The 19,403-nt window shown below is 31.6% G+C and carries 15 protein-coding genes; 8 read left to right on the top strand and 7 right to left on the bottom strand.

Annotated elements, in window-relative coordinates; genetic code table 11:
• Window positions 1-834: 834 nt before the first annotated feature.
• Genes E0W69_RS17250 through E0W69_RS17240 form a run of 3 tightly spaced genes read left to right on the top strand, consistent with a single transcriptional unit; the run spans window position 835 to window position 3,610 of the window.
• The gene (locus tag E0W69_RS17250; protein WP_191967896.1) at window positions 835-1,626 is read left to right on the top strand and encodes a COG1470 family protein; all 792 of its coding nucleotides are present in this window, start codon (window positions 835-837) and stop codon (window positions 1,624-1,626) included.
• The gene (locus tag E0W69_RS17245; protein ID WP_225321304.1) at window positions 1,627-2,610 is read left to right on the top strand and encodes an ABC transporter ATP-binding protein; all 984 of its coding nucleotides are present in this window, start codon (window positions 1,627-1,629) and stop codon (window positions 2,608-2,610) included.
• Window positions 2,543-3,610, top strand: a complete 1,068-nt coding sequence (locus E0W69_RS17240; RefSeq protein ID WP_225321303.1) for an ABC transporter permease — start codon at window positions 2,543-2,545, stop codon at window positions 3,608-3,610. Before E0W69_RS17245 ends, E0W69_RS17240 begins: the two co-directional genes overlap by 68 nt.
• Window positions 3,611-3,751: 141 nt before the next feature.
• Here the strand turns inward: E0W69_RS17240 and E0W69_RS17235 are convergent, their stop codons facing one another.
• The 5 genes from E0W69_RS17235 to E0W69_RS17215 all read right to left on the bottom strand — a co-directional run bounded on the left by E0W69_RS17235 (window position 3,752) and on the right by E0W69_RS17215 (window position 9,304).
• On the bottom strand, window positions 3,752-3,994 hold the full coding sequence (locus E0W69_RS17235) for a hypothetical protein (RefSeq protein ID WP_131331306.1): 243 nt from the start codon (window positions 3,992-3,994) through the stop codon (window positions 3,752-3,754).
• A 71-nt stretch (window positions 3,995-4,065) separates the two neighbouring features.
• On the bottom strand, window positions 4,066-6,177 hold the full coding sequence (locus E0W69_RS17230; protein ID WP_131331305.1) for a catalase: 2,112 nt from the start codon (window positions 6,175-6,177) through the stop codon (window positions 4,066-4,068).
• Window positions 6,178-6,643: 466 nt separating this feature from the next.
• On the bottom strand, window positions 6,644-7,093 hold the full coding sequence (locus tag E0W69_RS17225) for an Hsp20/alpha crystallin family protein (RefSeq protein WP_131331304.1): 450 nt from the start codon (window positions 7,091-7,093) through the stop codon (window positions 6,644-6,646).
• Window positions 7,094-7,325: 232 nt separating this feature from the next.
• Window positions 7,326-8,957 carry a chaperonin GroEL gene (gene groL / locus E0W69_RS17220; protein WP_131331303.1) on the bottom strand — a complete coding sequence of 544 codons (1,632 nt, stop codon included), beginning with the start codon at window positions 8,955-8,957 and terminating at the stop codon, window positions 7,326-7,328.
• Window positions 8,958-9,019: 62 nt separating this feature from the next.
• On the bottom strand, window positions 9,020-9,304 hold the full coding sequence (locus tag E0W69_RS17215; RefSeq protein WP_255478209.1) for a co-chaperone GroES: 285 nt from the start codon (window positions 9,302-9,304) through the stop codon (window positions 9,020-9,022).
• A gap of 1,105 nt (window positions 9,305-10,409) precedes the next feature.
• Between E0W69_RS17215 and E0W69_RS17210 the strand changes: the two genes are divergently transcribed.
• Window positions 10,410-10,706, top strand: coding sequence for a hypothetical protein (locus E0W69_RS17210; protein ID WP_131331302.1), 297 nt, complete (start codon window positions 10,410-10,412; stop codon window positions 10,704-10,706).
• Between the two features lie 56 nt (window positions 10,707-10,762).
• Complete coding sequence (locus E0W69_RS17205) at window positions 10,763-11,944, top strand: cation:proton antiporter (RefSeq protein WP_131331301.1); 1,182 nt, start codon at window positions 10,763-10,765, stop codon at window positions 11,942-11,944.
• Between the two features lie 273 nt (window positions 11,945-12,217).
• Here the strand turns inward: E0W69_RS17205 and E0W69_RS17200 are convergent, their stop codons facing one another.
• Together E0W69_RS17200 and E0W69_RS17195 are read right to left on the bottom strand one after the other, a co-directional pair.
• Entirely contained in the window at window positions 12,218-12,541 is a 324-nt protein-coding gene (locus E0W69_RS17200) for an RNA recognition motif domain-containing protein (protein ID WP_131331300.1), read from the bottom strand.
• A gap of 289 nt (window positions 12,542-12,830) precedes the next feature.
• Window positions 12,831-14,117: a site-specific integrase gene (locus E0W69_RS17195; RefSeq protein WP_131331299.1), complete on the bottom strand. Its 1,287-nt coding sequence runs from the start codon at window positions 14,115-14,117 to the stop codon at window positions 12,831-12,833.
• A 509-nt stretch (window positions 14,118-14,626) separates the two neighbouring features.
• Between E0W69_RS17195 and E0W69_RS17190 the strand changes: the two genes are divergently transcribed.
• The 3 genes from E0W69_RS17190 to E0W69_RS17180 are packed head-to-tail and all read left to right on the top strand — an operon-like array spanning window position 14,627 to window position 18,871.
• Complete coding sequence (locus E0W69_RS17190; RefSeq protein WP_191967895.1) at window positions 14,627-16,369, top strand: sensor histidine kinase; 1,743 nt, start codon at window positions 14,627-14,629, stop codon at window positions 16,367-16,369.
• Window positions 16,366-17,124 (top strand): LytR/AlgR family response regulator transcription factor, encoded by a 759-nt coding sequence (locus E0W69_RS17185; protein ID WP_131331297.1) that lies wholly within the window; start codon window positions 16,366-16,368, stop codon window positions 17,122-17,124. The genes E0W69_RS17190 and E0W69_RS17185 overlap by 4 nt, the downstream gene beginning before the upstream one ends.
• Window positions 17,125-17,149: 25 nt before the next feature.
• Window positions 17,150-18,871, top strand: a complete 1,722-nt coding sequence (locus E0W69_RS17180; RefSeq protein WP_131331296.1) for a redoxin family protein — start codon at window positions 17,150-17,152, stop codon at window positions 18,869-18,871.
• Window positions 18,872-19,403: the final 532 nt, after the last annotated feature.

The raw sequence follows: 19,403 nt of genomic DNA, 5'->3' as shown, positions 1-19,403 counted from the left end.
TCTTTGACGCTCTTTGTTCTAAGAAAAATAATTATCCGAGGATTTCAATTAGAAAGAAAGAGAAAACAATAGCAGTTTTTGTAAAAATGAGAGGCTACTTATGTGAATGGATTTATTTATCTTTTTTTTTCAGGTTTGGAAGTTATTGCTAGAAAAATGGCTATTGAAATACAAATTATTATGGATAGAATCATATGTAAATTTTAATTTTTTGAACTACTATATTATAATCATTTAATATTGAATAATCAAATCTAATTACCATATCTGCAATATTCATACTTGTTACAGAATTTATACCCCGAATATTATTGCCAGAATAATGATTTGTTTAGTAACCAAATGGTGAGGGGATATATTGGTTAATTCAAGAATAAGTAAGTATATTTAAAAATATTTACAGTAGGTTGGTAGTCTGGATGTTTTCACATTCAGGCTTTTTCATTAACATTTTAATTCAATTAATTATATTACACTTATAAATCATAAATTGTAGAATAATGCTTAATGTGTGTCCACACAAAGAGTTTTAGTAGTTTAAAATGAAGATAATCCAAATGTTTTTACATTTGGATTTTTATTTATACCTGTGTAAAGAGAATTATTTATTAAAAAATATTATAGTCCTAACGAAAAAAAAGAAGAAAATTTTTTTTTATTTGAGTCTTTATATATTTTAGCAATTAAAACAAGTAATCTGAACCCATGGAGTTCGCTGGATTTCTGTTAATGAATAAATTAAAAATTATAGTCTATTTATTAATTGTTATGTTAGCAAATTTTAAAAAACACGTTTTGTTGGTGTCCGGAAGAGTTCACCAATTGTGCTTATTTTTGTCACTTTCTTTTCTGTCTAACTTTACGTATTGTTATGCCCAGAGTACCCTTCCTAAATCAGGATTGTCTGCGCAATTGTTTAATCTAGAAGCGGCAACAAATTCAACATTTAATTATAGTGCTTCACTTTATAACTCTAGTGATGTAGATAAGAATTATCAATTGAGTGCCAATTTACCAAATGGATGGCAGATCGCTTACAAAGTCGGAGGAAGTCCAGTAACTGCTTTAAATGTTCTAGCCAAACAAACACAGAATTTATCCATAGAGATAATTCCTTCCATTTCTGCTGAACCTGGGAAAACTGCGGTAACAGTTTTTGGTGTAGCTAATGGAGATAGTACAAAATTAGATTTAGAAGCAGTAGTTAAAGGAACTTATGGTTTGCAACTTTCCACTCCGTCCGGTAAATTAAACCAAGATTTAACTCAAGGGGCTACGCAATCCATTACACTAGAGTTAAAAAACACTGGAAATATTGCACTTGATGGTATCGACTTGTCAAATCAACTTCCTCCGAATTGGCAGGCAGTTTTTGATCCATCCAAGATATCGCATCTTTCACCAGGAGAAACAAAACAAATTATTGTTTCCATTCAAGTTCCTGACAAAACGCTTTCTGGGGATTATCAAGCTACATTGTCAGCTAAAACACCTTATATTAATTCAGACACAGTATTACGCTTAACGGTCAAAGCATCTTTGCTTACTGGTTGGATTGGCATAATAATAATAATAGGGTCAATTGCCTTAGTTTATTTTCTCATTAAAAAATATGGGAGACGGTAAATGATGGAAGTTCCAATTATTGAGATTAATGGTCTAGTGAAGAAATATGGCAGCCTAAGAGCGGTGAATAATCTTAACTTAAGCATTAATAAAGGTGAAATATTTGGATTGCTCGGTCCAAATGGAGCAGGAAAAACTACTACTATTTTAATGTTGTTGGGGCTTACGGAGCCTACATCAGGAAAGATGTCAGTATGTGGTTATGACCCAATTATGAATCCGATCCAAATCAAAAGAAAGGTTGGTTATATGCCCGACAGTCTGGGTTTTTATAAAGATCTTACAGCTTACGAAAATCTATCTTATACTGCCCGCTTGAATGGTATTAAAGAGTATAAACTAAGGGATCATATAACAAATGTTTTAGACTTAGTAGGATTGTATAAAGTCCGAGAAAATAAAGTAGTAACCTATTCTCGTGGTATGAAACAACGCCTGGGGCTTGCAGATGTGTTGATTCGCAACCCTGAAGTTGTAATATTGGATGAACCAACTTTAGGTATTGATCCAAGCGGCGTTCAGGATTTTCTACGTTTAATTAAACAACTCAATGAAAATAGAAAATTAACAGTTCTGTTATCATCGCATTATTTATACCAAGTACAGAAGATTTGCGACCGAGTAGGAATATTTGTAAACGGAAGTTTATTGGCGCAAGGAGATGTTAATAGTTTAGCAAGCGAATTATTTGGAACGGAGCCCAACACAATAAAAATTACTACAGATACTCCGGTAGAAGATTTTAAATTAATAGAGCGTTCTCTTCTAACATTAGAAATAGTCAAAAAGGTTTCCTTGCTTAACTTGAATCAAATCATCATAGAGTGTAAACAATCATGCACGTCGACTATTGTAAGAAATTTAGTCAACTTGAATGTTTCTATTTGCGGAGTAGAGCAGCAAAATTATGGATTGGATGAAATATACCAACGTTACTTTGAAAATAATAACAGCGAGCAAGCTAGGCGTTTTATTAAAAAGTGAATCAATTATGGGCTTAAAAACTATATCTCAAAAGGATTTGCAAAATCCAACATTTAGCAATTTGTCAGTTATAGTCAGAAAGGAGGTTAAAGATTTAGTATCAAGTGTGCGATTCATCATATTGGCAATACTAATAATACTTACTTTCTTAGCAACAATGTATGCATCTTTGTCAAATTTAAAAAATACCTTAGGAGCTAATTATGACAGCACGAAGTCATTTGTTTATTTAAAATTATTAACAAGTGGAGATGGCAATTTACCAAGATTTCATGTTTTTATTGGATTTTTAGGACCATTATTAGGAATCGCATTGGGATTTGACGCGGTTAATTCAGAAAGAAATAATGGTACTTTGATAAAAATGCTTTCACAACCAATTTATAGAGATACACTTTTACTTGCTAAATTTACTTCACCAATAATCATAGTTGCTACCTTTTTTTTATCTCTGTTTATGTTAAGTGTTGGAGTTGGGATGCTATATACAGGAGTGTCGATAGAACCGAGTGAAATTATTAGAATATTAGTACTAATCTTTTTGACAGTTTTGTATGTTGGCTTTTGGTTGAGTATATCTATTATGCTTTCCATAAAATATAATCAGACTTCAACATCTGCATTATTGGCAATTGGTATTTGGTTATTTTTTAGTGTTTTTTACCCTATTCTATTGCAAATGTGTATGAAGTTTTTTTTGCCAGATCCAAATACAATATCCCAAGATGAGCTTATTTACTACAATAGTATAATAATGGATCTTTTACGATTTACGCCTAATCAACTTTATATGGATGCCACTACAATTTTGTTGATGCCATCCGTGCGTAGCCTCGGTCCATTAACTATGGAGCAGATGACTGGAACTCTACCGTCAAATCTAACTACATGGGATAGCCTATTGATCGTTTGGCCACAATTAAGCGGTTTGATTGCTGTCACCATCCTTGTTTTTGCTTTTGCTTATACACTATTTATGCGTAAGGAGATTAGAAATTGATTTATTTAAAACTATTTATTATATAAATGATTTCAATTTACGCATGCTAGTAAATGATACAAGTGAATAGCAAAATATATATAGAGCTACAATGATTTCTGTTTATAGTTGTAGAGAATATAGTATCGTAAATATTATATATTAAATTCTATTTTTACTAGAAGATTCTTTGTCTGAAATAGTATTACCCTCTGTATTAATATGAAACGTAAAATTAGTGCAAACTATAATATCATTAGAATCAAAATGTTTTACAATTCCGTTTTTTTCTAAGGTGACTACCCAGCAGGAATTTTGATGCATTCCGTAATCAATAATAAAAATTGCTTGTCCTCTTCCCAAAGGAGTATCTACTAATATTGTGGGATTCATTTGTAGGATCATGATCTGGTATTTTTATGTTAATGTAAATGAAGCAGATATTTTTCTGCTTCATTTTGATCATTTTACATGCATTAAGCTGGAACTTTGCGATCCATTTCAATATCCCACACACGATGCTGCTTCATTATATCTATAAATTGGAGTGTCCAATTTTTATTGCCCTTTTCAAACACGACACCGCAGTCTTTTTTAATCAAAGATTTTTCGACCAATTTTTCTGTGCCTTCTGCAAACGCCAAGGCTTTGCAATGTTTGAAACCTTCGTTTATGAATTGGAGATAATCTGCATTATCTAAAAGTGTATCCACATTTTTTCCTGAGGGAGTATAAAATGCATCATACAAAACAGACGCATCGGTTAAATAACTATGCTGAATTTCTTCATGGCTGCCGTCTTCATAGATCAAAGGTCCAACTTTGGTACTAATGATAACCGCTTGAGCACCTTCTTTTTCCAAAATAATTTTAATAGTATCAACACTTTTTTTAACTACTCCATCAGCTACCAAAATAGCAACTTTTCTCGTCGCAATAGTACCTTTTGCATCCGGTAAATCCATTCCCAATGATTTAGATTTCTCTACTTCCGGTTTCTTAACTTTTATAGGGTATTGGGACCATATCTGACGGGCAAATTTTAAAGTTAATTCATCGAGTTCTTTTGGAGGTTCTATATTTAAATTCTTACCCACTTTTTTGGCTAAATCTGAATCAATTTGGTTCAAAATAGCCAATTCCCTTTTACGTATTACAGGATCTTTCACTTTACTCAATTCAAAACTATAGGCATCAATTATGTGCTGCTGTCCTGTTTTAGGTTGAGAATGAAAAAATAATCTCGCCTGTGTAAAATGGTCCGCAAATGAAATAGAACGTTGTCTGAGTTTATGTGCATTCACTTTTTGGGCATGAGATTCAAAACCATTTTCACCTTTCAGCATAGCGTGATAAGGACAGCCTCCGGCCTGACTATTTGGAAAGTAACTGACATTTCCTTTCAAAATATCCATTCTGGATTTGCCGTCTTTTTGATTGTTATGTTTTCCGTTAATAGGCCTATTTATAGGTATTTCATGAAAGTTACTACCCAATCGGTAGTTTTGTGTATCCATATAAGAAAATACACGCCCTTGTAAAAGTGGATCATCTGTTATATCTATTCCTGGCACCAAACGACCAGGATCAAACGCTGCTTGTTCTGTCTCTGAGAAGAAATTCTCTGGGTTTCTGTTTAAGGTCATAGTTCCTACAATTTTTACAGGAACTAATTCTTCTGGAATCAGTTTTGTAGGATCTAAGATATCAAATGAAAATTTAAATTCATCTTCCTCCGCAATCAATTGCAAACCCAAATCCCATTGAGGAAAATCACCATTTTCAATGGCTTCATAAAGATCTTGACGATGAAAATCAGAGTTGTATCCAGAAATTTTCTGTGCTTCATCCCATGCTACGCTATGTACTCCTAATTTAGGTTTCCAATGAAATTTGACAAAAGTGGCTTTTCCTTTATTATTGATTAATTTGAAGGTATGTACTCCGAACCCTTCCATCATCCGAAAGGAACGAGGGAGAGCTCTGTCTGACATCGCCCACATCACCATATGTGCCGATTCTGGCATTAACGAAACAAAATCCCAAAAGGTGTTATGGGCAGATGCCGCTTGTGGGTATTCGTTATTCGGCTCTGGTTTAACGGAATGGATGAGATCGGGGAAATTAATGGCATCTTGAATAAAAAATACGGGTATATTATTACCAACTAAATCGTAATTCCCATCTTCCGTATAAAATTTAACGGAAAACCCTCTAACATCGCGAGCTAAATCCGTTGATCCTTTAAAACCAGCAACTGTCGAAAAGCGCGTAAAGACATCTGTTTTTACACCTTTCTGTAAAAATTTGGCACATGTGAATTCTGAAATATCCTCCTTCATTTCGAAAATCCCATGAGCACCGCTACCCCTTGCATGCACAACTCTTTCTGGAATTCTTTCCCTATCAAAATGTAATAGTTTATCAAAAAATATATGGTCTTGTTGCAAAGAAGGTCCTCTTTGCCCTACCTTTAATGTGTTATTGTTATCGTGAATAGGGACACCATCATTTGTTGTAAGAATCTTTTCATCATTGTCAATCAGATAATCTTTTAATTGCTCTTTTTTAGAAGAATTGTTTTTCATGATCATTTCATTTAAAGTTAGACAAATCGTTTTTTCAGCGTAGGTTTAATTAGATTTAAAGACAACTTTTAGTTTTGAATCTATGATATTGCATCATTATCATTTCAAAATTTATACCAACATCAAAAGAAATGATAAAATTACAATATATCCATTGCATTTTGAATATTAACCATTTTACATTCATGAGTTATTTAACAAGTCCAATAAGAGTATACTTAAAATAAATTGGATATTTGTTAATATTTTCTTTTTATTTAGCGTGGAACTGTTGATTAAAAATAAAAAAAGTTATTTCCGTAATTTTTTTTGAGCTTTAGGGGCTAAAAAAATTCCAGAATAACTTTTTAACTTACACAGTTAATGAAATACTACCCTTTTATTATATCCAAGAGAAATTAAGATTTAGATTATTGGACAAATGGGTATACTCATTCCCAAATAGGGAATGAGTGTACCCATTTGTTTATCCTATTTCAATTAATTTGGGAGCTTTCTTTTTCGCTTCTTCTTTTTTAGGAATGTCAATTGTCAATAAACCATTTTCATATTGAGCTTTGATATTCTCAACATCTACAATATCCCTAGGCAATGTAAAACTTCGCTGGAATGACTGATAACTAAACTCCCTACGGGTATATTTATCTTCTTTTGTTTCATTTTCTTGCTTTTTTAACGAAGATATTATCAATCTGCAATCTTCCAGTTTTATATCAAAATCAGATTTCTCCAATCCTGGAGCGGCAAGTTCAACTTGATAATTATCTGCAGTTTCTTTAATATTTGCAGAAGGAATAGTTGTACTCGTTTCTGAGAAGTTATTATTTCTCCAATCGGATAATTCATGTCCGAAGAAATCATCTAATAATTTAGGAAATCCGTTAAAAGGATTTTCATATTTTTTAACTGTTGACATAACTAATATATCTTTTATTTATTAATAAATAATTTTAACTAATTCAACATTCATATTGGTTTAATCTTGAAATATATAGTCATCCAAAAATGAGGAAAATTATATACAAAATGTTAAACTCAATATTGATTATTGTTTTTAGTATAAATAATATTTACTCACCTAAGATTGTACACACAAAAACTGTAATTTTTCTTTTTATTATAAAGGATAAAAAATTATAAAAACTCGACTAATAATCCATTTCACTCATAGAAGGGATTTTTTCATTATGATATTTTTCTTTTAAAGGTTTTTCTGCAATAATACATTCAGTAGTAAGTAGCATACCGGCAACAGAGGCTGCATTTTCCAATGCAGTACGAGTTACTTTGGCAGGATCAATCACACCACTTTCCAATAGATTTTCATATTGTTCCGTTCTTGCATTAAAGCCATAATCATTTTTACCCTCTCTTACTTTTTGAACCACAAAATCACCTTCCAGACCAGCATTGAATAGGATTTGTTTAAGTGGGGAGCTCAATGCTCTTCGGATAATATCAATTCCTGCTTTTTCTTCTTCATTATCAGTATGGAGATTTCTGAGAGATTCTATTGCTCGAACATATGCCGTACCACCACCAGGAACGATACCCTCTTCTATAGCAGCTCTTGTAGCGTGAAGCGCGTCATCTATGCGGTCTTTTTTTTCTTTCATTTCAACTTCAGAAGTAGCACCTACATATAATACAGCAACACCTCCACTGAGTTTTGCTAAACGTTCTCTTAATTTCTCTTTATCATAATCTGAAGAGCTAGACTGTATTTGTGTTTTAATCTGTTGAACTCGATGGTTGATTTGTGCTTTGTCTCCAGCTCCTCCTACAATAGTAGTTAAATCCTTGGTAATAACTACTGAGTCGGCAGTTCCTAAATAATCGATGGTTGCGTCCTGTAATTTATAACCCTGCTCTTCGCTAATCAAGGTTGCTCCTGTAAGTACTGCAATATCCTGCAACATTTCGTTTTTTCTATCTCCAAAACCAGGCGCTTTTACTGCTGCAACTTTCATACTTCCTCTTAATTTATTAACGACCAAAGTTGCCAAAGCTTCCCCATCTATATCTTCCGTAATGAGCAATAACGGTCTGCCACTTTGTGCTGTAGCTTCCAGAATAGGAAGAATATCTTTCATCACAGATATCTTCTTATCGTAAATCAAAATATAAGGGTTTTCCAATTCTGTTTTCATCTTTTCGGAATTGGTCACGAAATATGGAGATAAATAGCCTCTGTCAAATTGCATTCCCTCTACTATATCTACAGTCGTATCTGTGTTTTTTGACTCTTCCACTGTAATGACTCCTTCTTTGCCAACTTTAGCGAAAGCATCTGCAATTAGCTTTCCGATTTTTTCATCATTATTAGCAGAAATAGTAGCTACCTGACAGAGTTTATTAGATTTAATATCGATGATTTCACTTTGTTTTTTAAGGTCTGTAACTACTGTCTTTACTGCTTTGTCAATTCCTTTTTTTAATTCCATAGGGTTTGCTCCTGTTGTAACAATTCTCAATCCATTTTTATAAATGGACTGAGCAAGAATAGTTGCAGTTGTAGTTCCATCCCCAGCAATATCGGCCGTTTTAGAGGCAACATTTTTAACCATTTGTGCGCCAATATTTTCGATAGGATCTTCTAATTCTATTTCTTTAGCAACACTTACACCATCTTTAGTAATTGAAGAGACTCCATATTTTTTTTCAAGAATAACATTTCTTCCTTTAGGTCCTAAAGTAACTTTAACCGCATTAGCAAGAATATCCACTCCTTTGTGTATTTTATTTCTCACGTCATTGTCAAACAAAATTTGCTTAGCCATAATTTTAAAAATTTTAATTGTTAATGAATTAAACTAATAAAAAGATAACTTTAAGAAAATTATTAATCTATAATAGCAAGAATGTCTGATTCACGCATAATCAAATAATCTTCACCCTCAAATTGAAGTTCTGTTCCTGCATATTTACCGTACAAAACTCGATCACCTGGTTTGACTGTATTGGGGTCGTCTTTTTTACCGGGGCCGGATGCAATAACTTTGCCTTTTTGAGGTTTTTCTTTTGCGGTATCTGGGATAATGATTCCTGCAGCAGTTTTATCTTCTGCTTTCTCTGGTTGGATGACAACTCTGTCATGAATTGGCTGTACAATTGTTTTTGTATCCATAATTATTAAAATTTAAATAAATAAAAAATAAATTTTAAAAATAAAAATTAATTAAAATAAATACATTTAAATTACCTATATAGGGCTATTCTTCGAAGAACTCTTGCATTTTTTTCAATGATAATGCCAATAAGAAAATTTGAGTCATTTTGGCAGTAAAAATTTTTCGGGAGTTGAATATTACAATAATTTATCTCTTAATATTAATAATTTTTTAAAAAGAATATTATTGCAAAAATTCTAATGTTATAGTCTAAATTATATGTGTTTATTTATCAATTTATAAATTGACAAAAGTTGGTCAACTATAGTCAATTTGTCATTTCATTGTAGTTAAAACAACTAAAGCTATACTGTGATATATCTTCCCAAAAAAACTCTCCACACCTTAGTCTTTTGATATAAAAATTCAATAAGTGCAATAGCGTAAATGCTGTTGCAGATTTAAATTTGTAAATCTTTATATTTATTAACGTGGTATTCCTACGTTTAAGAATTCTTATGAACAATATGTGAATTTATTGAAAAATACTGTCAAAAAACACGATTATTCTAAATTAATAATTTGATTTTTGACAAAATTTCAACTCAACTATAAACTTAAATTTTGGTATGCATTTTGATTTTAAACAAACATATTTTGATTATATATCATAAATTAAATAGTTGGCATTAAATGTTTTTTTATAGTTTATTATTTAACCTTTAAAAACTCAAGTAATGAATGACCATTCTAATCCAAAAACATTACTTCATCAAGTATTCATCCTACTTTTTGTTGCTAGATGTATTAAAAGTGTACGTTCCCATTATCCAATAAATCAAAAAATTTCCTCATTATAATATATTAGCAGTTGGGTGAGAAAAAATACAATTCGAAAGTTTACAGTAGTTGATGTAATTATATATGATAAAAATGTTCACTATTACATCCTAACAGTCTGCTATTTAAACATTCTAATTACTTTTTTATATTTTTTATTTTAAACGCTAAATTTTATTTAGAGTTCTAAACTCTTAATCGATATATTAAAAATTATACTCCACTATATTATACATTTTGGAGGAAGATATTAATTGACGTAGCCATTTTTAATATTAAGGTATGAAAAAAAAATGTTTTATTGAGTTGGAAATGAAAAATACTCTTGACTTTTTTCCCTATGCTCGGTTCTGGATAGATATGGACTTGAAAGAGGCAATGGTGATATTCGCTGCTCTAGAAGGCGTTCCGAGTTGCGAAAAAGAAAATATGCCCAGACCAATAAAGTTAAAATTGGTTTATTCTAATCAAAATATTAAGGAGATCATTGCAGAGTCTTATTGCACATTATCACAATTAGAAAGAAACTGTAGTAGAATTACTATGGAAATATTTAAAAATTTGATTACAAAATATTGATACTCGATTTTAGTGTGTCTTTAATATGAATTACAAAAATTTTTACAATCATTTTTATGGAAAAAATGTTGAGTAGTATATGTATACTATGTATGACTATTACAGCTCTTTTATATCTTTTTAAAAAATCCAACCAGCCTAATATAATTGCTTATATACTAACGGGTATATTTTTAGGGCCCAATGTACTTGGACTGCTTTCATTATCAAAGGATGTAAAAGAGGTAGGAGATATAGGTGTTCTTTTATTAATGTTCTTTTTAGGTTTAGAATTGAAAGTGCCTGATAAGAGCAATTTGATTAAACAACCTATTTATTTTCAGTTTTCAAAGACAATTATAGCAATTGCTTTAAGTTTCTGTATTGGGTCTATTTTGGGATATTCCTCAAACGAAAAGTTATTAATTGCTTCTTTTCTAATGTTTAACAGTACTGTTATTGCAAGCGAATATTTAAAACGCGATGGTAATTTGCATACAAATTTAGGTAGTTGTTTGTTGAATATTTTACTTTTGCAAGACATACTTTTTACTCCTTTTCTTTTATATGTTGATATAGGAAATGTTTCGCTGCGCTATTTATTTAAAATATTAATGTCTATAGTCGGAATTACTATATTTCTATATGTTATTAATAGATTGCGAGAACGGAAAAAAAATTTCCTAGATGCAATTTTACCAGATATGGTCAATGATCATGAACTACAAGTGTTTTCCGGTTTATTATTATGTTTAGGATTTGCATATCTCTCTTCTTTTTCAGGATTGGGACATTCCACAGGTAGTTTTTTGGCTGGAGTAATCGTAGGTCGGAGTAATTCGCTTACATGGTTAGAAAAATCATTGCGTCCATTTGAAATTTTCTTTGTTTCACTATTTTTTGTTTCAATTGGATTACAAATTGATATTCATTTTTTATTAAATCATTTAAAAATTATTTCATTTTTATCAATAATATTTATATTATGTAACTTTATTTTTGCCGTTTTATTTTTTTGTTTAAATCATTTAAGTTTAAGTAAATGTATTTATAATGCAGCCCTCTTATCACATTGCGGTGAACTTGCAATTGTTGCATTTTCTTTAGGATTTCAGAAAAAAACTATAGACTATGATTTCTATATGAATGGTCTATGCTTAGTGGCTATATCACTACTAGTTTCTTCATATTGGATTTTTATCTTAAAGTATTTTTTATCAAAAAATAAGATTCCACTCAATAAATTAGATCTCTTATAATCATTTTTTTTCTATAATTATTCTCTCAAAATAATTGATACAACATAAGACTATACAACTCTATATGTATAAGGGTATATAGTCTTTTTCTCATAAATAATTGTAGCGATTTGTTTTTATGAGATGTAATATTTCTTCCATTTTCATATATTATAGTTACTTATAAAATTAAAATCAAACCTTTTTTCCATAAAATAAAATAACCTCACGATTGAGGCTATTTATAATTTAATATTTGATTTAAGTAAAATAATTATTGTAGTGATTGAAATATTAGTAATTATTTGAGATTTCCTTATTTCTATCACTTTTAAAAGGTGAAGGAACTCTATTACTATAGTTATTAGAACGAGGTTCTTTCTCTTTAGCTTCACTAACATTAATTGTCCTTCCGTCCAACTTGGATCCATCCAAAGAGTTAATTGCTTTATTGGCAGAAACGATATTTGGCATTTCAACAAATCCAAAGCCTCGACTACGTTGTGTGAATTTATCATTTATAATATTTGCAGAAACAACTTCTCCAAAATCTTCAAATAATTCTTTTAGGTCATCATTGTTGACACTATAGCTTAAGCTAGATACATAAATGTTCATATTATATTTTTTTATAAATAAATTAATAAAATAACAGGATGAAAAAGACTAAAAGAAGAAGACTTAAAAAAATTTCCGATCTGAAAATTAGGGGAATTCGATACTTAAAAAAGTTTTGATTCTGTTTTATCTGTATAAAGATATAACTAAATATTTAATGATTAATAATTGTATTGTTAATTAAAAGATAATGTTGAATTATTAGCAATAAAAATAAAACGCAATAATACAATAACTTTATAGTACGTTAGATTTTAAAATAATCATGAACAAGTCTAAATATTCAAAATTATAGTAGATCTCTTTTCTCCCATAAATCTTTTATTTTCATAGCCTTTTGTACCTGTGTTGCTTTCACATAACGCCGAAATGACTTTTCTGTTTTGTGCCCACTGACCGCCATAATCAAATCAATGGGCGTGCTTTCCAGATATTCATTGGTGCAAAACGACCTGCGACAGGTATGTGAACATACCCAGGCGTATTTGGGGCGGATTTCTGCTATCGTTTGATTTCCTTTTTTGTGTACAATTTTAATAGGCGTGTCAAGGCCTGCGAGTTTTGCCACCTCTTTGATATAGCGGTTAAATTCAGGGTTGTTAGTCTGCGGCATCTGCATATTGTATTTACCAATCAAGATTTTTTGTATTTCAGGGCGCATAGGAACAACTACCATGGCTTTAGTCTTTTCCTGTATCACATGTAGCATTCCGTCCCTTATTTCTTCTGGTCGTAGTTCCGAGTAATCACTGAAACGAAAGCCAGTCAAACATCCTATTACAAAAAGGTCTCGGTATTTTTCCAAATGAGTGTGCTCCGACAAGTCAAGATGGTAAATCCTGGAAATTTCTTTCCAGTCCAGATATATGGCATCTACATCTTCCTGTATCACTTTCAGAAAACTGACATCAAAGAATCGTATGATCTTTTTGCGCATCCTGTCCAACAGGAAATTTTTGAGGTATTTGATGGTCTTTCCAATTGTGTTTATCCTTAGCCCGATGATAGGCGTTTTTCTTCTTTGCATCTCAATCTTATGCGTAAGGAAATACACAAAATCTTCGTAGAACTGTATATCAATGGAATCAAAAGTTATTGGTTTCCCCAAATACTCCTGATAACACTTTAGATGGTGGGACATGGAGCGTATTACAGTAATTGTAACGTGTTTGACAACTTTACTTTTACTTTCCATATAGTCTTCAATATGTGCAAAGATGTCTTTTTCCTTGACCGGCTTTGGTTCTATAGTTTCAACTACTTCACCCGCATGAAAATGTGCTTTCAAGAAATCAATTGGATCCTGTCCACTATGTTGCGCTTTCAGGACCAGATCTTCTGCCTTTCGTAACTGGTCTCGCAAAAGTATTTCTAGTGCCTCCACTTTTCCATACACAATAGGTAGGTCTTTTGAGATTCTGGAACTCTTTCTGTTCCAATAACTTGGTGGAATGGACACGTCTGTTTTTAATAAAGTTCTTTTTTCAGAACTATAACAGTACTGAATGAAAATAGGAGCAGAGCCGTCTTTACGGACTTTGTTTTTCTTGCAAATGAGCTTGATGGATAATGACATGGTTTGGTCTATTTTTTGGTCTATCAAAATATTGCCAACACATGTAAAGGTCGTAAATGTTATTCTGTGTAAAAGTTATAAGTGTTTAAAAATCAATACATTAAAGTAAAGTGTCGTAAACTGTTGTAAACCCTGATAAGCCAATTGCGTTCCCGTCCGGTCCGCTCTTAAGGAGTTCAAAAAGATATAAACCGTGTTAAATCATTGATTTACACGGTTTTTTTATTTATTTCTGATCCAAGTAAATACAAAAAAGTTCAATTGTCAAGGTCGTAATTCGGTTAGCATAGAATTCTTATTAACATTGCTAAAGGTAAACTCTTGTAGGCGTATCGTATTGGGGATGTTTTATTTAAAAAGGGCCCGAAGCAGATCGACATTTCTTTTAATTCTAGTCTTTATTTAATTGAATCCAGAATTCAAACAATTTCTTTCCTATTTCAAACTGTATTATACAAAAGATATTTAAATAACATTGCTTTGCTATATTGAAAGATAAAATGAGAAAAATGTCTCGAATAGCACTTGTTATATTATGTCTGGTCAAGTTAAATGTATGTTTTTGTCAGAAATTGGAAATGCAGCTAAATAGCATCAATCCTATTTTGAAAAGAGATACAAATGGTGATTCTATCAGAAAATATTTTTCTGTCACTTTATATAACTATAACAATTTTCGAAACTCAAAGAAAGTGCCGTTGGCCATGGTGGCATTCTATTCGAACAATTTGCTAGTCAATCCAGCTTTTGTTAAGGAGAAAATTCCTGATATTGTCAAATACAAAAATGATTCGTCAAATAGCATTGGTTTTTTTGATGCCTATTCTGGCAAATATGCCATACCAATTTTTGATTCTTCCGGCATTATTTTTACTGTCAATGGAATTAATCAATATAATGCACATGATTATGAATATCGAGTGATAGAAAACAATAGAAAAGTTGTTCTTCCATGGACCACTCCCAAGTTGTTTTGGAAAGTTTATTGGATGACAAAAATTGCCAACCCAAAGGAAATCGATACGGTTACGGCTTACCTAGGTCAATTTAAAGCTGCATATGGAAATGCGTTAGTCTTGCAGATAAGACGAAAAGATTCACCCAATAGGCTCGAAGTTTCCATGTCTGCACTATGGGTAAGAAGAGCGCCCAGAGTGGTGGGAGTTTTCTCCTTTGCTCAATTCTATGATTTTCTTCAACTTTTCAAGAAGCAATGGATGCCAGATAAGTATATGAGGGATATGCAGGATTGGACACATGATACCACGTTGCTACACACGCGACATCAATTTAATTCAAACGAGAACAGCATTATTTTTTATTTAGATGATGTGGTAAATTCAAAGGATGCTATTGAATATAATTTAGTTCATGGAAAGGATAGTACTGGCTGGCGGATCAATGATTTTGATCTAAATTTTGTATGGCTTAAAAACCTTGCTCCAGGTAATTATCAACTTAAAATTCGTTATAGTATCCAAAGGGAAAATGTATGTGTTTATAATTTTACTATCGCGACTGCTTGGTATCAAACAATTTGGTTCAAGATGATGTGGGTATTGCTCTCAGTTTTGGCTATTGGTTTTGGAATATTATTAGTTCGTTCCAACAATCTAAAACGGAAAATTAAGATACAAGGTCTAAAAAATCAATTGGTGCAAACGGAGTTGAAATCTATTCGATCACAATTTAATCCCCATTTTGTTTTTAATGCACTAAGTTCTATTCAAGGACTCATTACGAAAAATGATTCTGAAAATGCGACAAAGTATTTAATAGAATTTGGCGACTTGATGCGAGATTCATTAAAAGCTAGTAACACGGAATTTTCCAGTATCTCAAAAGAAATAAAAATGTTGGAAAATTATCTCAATTTGGAAAGATTACGTTTTGGATTCACTTATCAAATTATCACAGATGAGAATATAGATATCAGAGCTTACGAAGTTCCCAATTTGCTGTTACAACCTTTAGTAGAAAATGCAATTAAGCATGGTATTTCTTCATTAAAAGAGAAGGGAACTCTAATCGTTTCTTTTGTAAAACTAGAGGATAATATGGTCGTTTCAGTGATAGATAATGGAAAAGGCTTCTCTGATAATATGGAGATAAAAGGCTTCGGACTTCAACTCACAAAAGAAAGAATCAAGTTATTGAATCATACCCTGTACGATCAGCAAATATCTTTGACAATAAGAAGAAAAAATGATCACACTCATGTAATCCTTTCATTTAAAAATTGGCTAATATGATAAGAGCGGTAATTATTGATGATGAAAAAAACAATATTGATAATCTTACAGGATTGTTGGAAAAATATTCGCCAGAAGTGGATATTGTCGGAACTGCCACTAACGCAGATGACGGTATTAAAATAATAACTGCATCTAATCCAGATTTGCTTTTTCTCGATATTCAGATGCCGGACAAAAATGGTTTTGATGTTTTACGCACATTACCACATCATCAATTTGAAATAATCTTTGTTACCGCTTACGACCATTATGGAATTCAAGCTATCAAATTCGCAGCAATTGATTATCTACTCAAACCAGTTAATCCAGAAGAATTGAAACTTTCTATTGGAAAAGTAGTGGAAAAACTAAAACAAAAGAAAGCCAATCTTCAATTAGAAAATTTGCTTGAACTTATTAAGTACAAAGATTCCAAAAAAGAGCACAAACTTGCATTATCTACTTTTAAGGAGATCAGATTTGTATATACTAGTGAAATATTAAGATGCGAATCTTCCAATGCCTACACAACTTTTTATCTGTCTGATGGGAAAAATATCATGGTCTCTAATCCCATTTATGAATACGAAGAATTGCTCACAGAATACGATTTCATCCGTTGTCACCAATCTCACTTAGTAAATAAAAAATTTATTAAAAGCCTGATTAGAGAGGATGGGGGTTATTTATTACTTACAGATGATACCCAAATTCCAATATCTAGAAGCAAAAAAGAAATTGTATTAAAGTCTCTGACTTCTAATGGAAATTAATCCTAATATAATCAAAACATAAAAGATGAAACAACTAATCACCGCAATGCTGTTGTTATTATGCAATTCAGTAGGGGCACAATCTAATGTGCCATTAGCAATAGAGGATCCTAAAATGGATGCTTATTTGCGAACTCGCAAACCGCCTACGTTGACTATTCAAATAAAGAACTTACCAGATAGTGTTGAGGAAATGGAGATTAAATATACGCTTGTCTGTTTTGGCGCTGATTTTCAGATTAAAAAATATACAAAAACAGATAAAAGAGGATTCGTTAAAATCGCTTTAGATCAAAACTTTCCGTATCAACAAATATGGTTGAGTATAGGAGATTTACTATACACAGGTGCTTATGTAAATACCGATTTGAAAGTGACAATTGATGCTGGTGAAATAAAAAGTAAAGACGGCATTTTTTTATATGGCGATGGCGTCACTTATTCAGGAACAGATGGCGAATTGAATACAGTAATCTGTAAACATACTTTATATAAAAGAGCGGAGCAGAATGAACTTGGAAATAGGTTCCGTGCATTATGTCAATCTCGTCGAAATATTAGTGCAGATTTATTCCAACAAAAAACAGATTCAATTTATAAAGCGATAGTCCAAATCAATGATGAATTTATAAAGGAATATCCTGATTATAATTGGGCAATTAAAAATGAAACTGAATCAGAGTATTATGGACAACTATGCACAACGTATTATGGTGATACAATGCCGGCAAATTTATTTTCAAGGGTTAATACGCATAAACCATATTTCACGAGTAACGAAGGGGTATTGTTTTATCGATATTTAACTAACTATAATAAATTTAAACCGCAGAATTCTATTATAGCAATTGATCCACAATTTTTAATGCGAAATTATGCTCATTACGATGCAGAACGGAAGTCGGTCATCGATTCGTTAAAATATTATGAGGATTTATCCCAGAAGGAGAAAGAGAAGCAGTTTGCTAAAATAAGTTCATTGGAGCAAAAGTGCTTTCAACTTTTCCCTCAAGAGATCAATGCCATGCAGATGAGTAATACTATTAAAATATTTGATCGTAGTTTTCCCCAATCCAAGTCGGATCTATTAAAAACTTTTTTCCTTGAGGATGGAAAAGATGAATTTTCCATAGTCTATCCAGAAATAATATCTCATATAAAAACTACATGGTGCGAACGACTTGCAAAAAGTGAGTTTATTGAAGCAAGTGTCAAGCAGAAAAGTATTGATAGTCTCTTGGCTTCTTCAATTCGACTAGTTGCTTCTGACTATTTTATAGGCAAACCATTAGAAACCTTACCATTTGAAGCTTCCTTATATCAGTTAGATAGTATTAATAATGTAAAGGATTTCATTATCAATCTTAAATCAAAATTTAAAAACAAGGCTTTAGTCATAGATTTTTGGGCGACATGGTGTGTTCCTTGCCTTAATGATTTGCCATTTAGTAAAAAACTTCACGAAGCAAACAAAGATCTGCCTATGGAATATGTTTACATATGCACAAGCAGCGTCTCAAATACGAATCTTTGGAAAAATAAAGTGGCAGGTTTACAATTGGCGGGTACGCATATTTTCATGAATGAAAAGATCGTTAGTGAACTCAAAAGTAGCTTCAATCGCGCAGGTTCCGGTTTTCCAACCTATGTAGCCATAGATATAAATGGAAATCTTCGTGCAAATGCAATTCAGTGGGTACAATCTTTAGACAGAGAGAAGTTAAAAGAGCTATTAGGAATAAAATAAATTAATGTTGCAAGTATATAGATGTTTTATAATATTTTAGTTGTGTTATATCGTACAACTAAAATATCGAATCTTAAAAAGGCTATTTATTGGTGTTTTTTAATGGATTAAAAAGTATTTATTTTGAATAATAAAAATGTGAGTCTGTAATTATTAAGACGAAAAAGTATTGATTGGTTAGTAGCTCCACCTATTGTAAACACTATAAAAGAGCTCCGTGTATTTAAAATATATTCAGATAGTTATGCCCTGCTAAATAATGCCAGCAATTAATCAATATTATAAATTTGGTTGCTCAAAAAGTGATGAGAAGCATAGCATATTGTTTGCATTAAAATATCCCAATAGAATTAACATTGAAATCGTGATCAGTTTGAACATTACAAAAGAAATAATATAGATTAGATGATTGTTTAAATAATTGGTTGTACATCCTTGATATTTAAAGTTATCTCCAAGTCTATGAAAACTGTATTCGAATTGAGGATTTATGGATGATAGATAAGATTTGTTCTTATCTATGTAGGTTGTA

This window comes from Rhizosphaericola mali (assembly GCF_004337365.2).
GTDB lineage: Bacteria > Bacteroidota > Bacteroidia > Chitinophagales > Chitinophagaceae > Rhizosphaericola > Rhizosphaericola mali.
Note: the sequence above shows the minus strand (reverse complement) of the source record. Positions and strands in the feature narration are given on the sequence as shown.